Origin of the sequence: Sphingomonas sp. S2M10, assembly GCF_012650175.1 — a bacterium.
GTDB lineage: Bacteria > Pseudomonadota > Alphaproteobacteria > Sphingomonadales > Sphingomonadaceae > Sphingomonas.
Genome location: NZ_JAAILI010000058.1, coordinates 1 through 528 on the forward strand (window position 1 = coordinate 1; position 528 = coordinate 528).

The window sequence follows — 528 nt, forward strand, 5'->3', positions numbered from 1 at the left end:
GCTCACAGCTCACCGACGCTTATCGCAGCGTGCCACGTCCTTCATCGCCTGTACATGCCAAGGCATCCACCAAATGCCCTTACCTCACGCTTGAGAGTCCACACCACCAACGACAACGCTGGGCGCTCCTTTCGGAACACCAACTCGGCAGAGCAGCGTTACGCAGCTTGGGCACCCATCAAAGTAATACTTTGATGGGAACCCGTATCGGTGTGGATGAAAATCTCAGCCTTTAATTGGACAGCTGTCGATCCAGTCTCACGACTGAAACCAACGCCGTCACGGCATCGATTTGAAAAACCCATTCACAATGTCAAAAAGCTCGCTCTCCCTTGGGAGAGCAGGACCGCTGTCGTAACAGCGGATCTCGTGTCTTCATCTCTGGATATTGGCTAGCGCCGTCTCGGAAGCGTTACCCTGCCCGCTGCGCCGTCAGTCGCAGCAAAGCTGCGCCTTGTGGCGCGCTTCGCAGCGCTGGCCGTCCTTGCGGAGCGTGCGAATTAGCGTGGCTAATTCGTCTCGTCCGCT

At 56.6% G+C, this 528-nt stretch carries 1 rRNA gene; it reads right to left on the reverse strand.

What is annotated here, in order from left to right:
• Positions 1-96, reverse strand: a 23S ribosomal RNA gene (locus S2M10_RS15375); the annotation flags it as partial.
• Between the last annotated feature and the right edge of the window lie 432 nt (positions 97-528).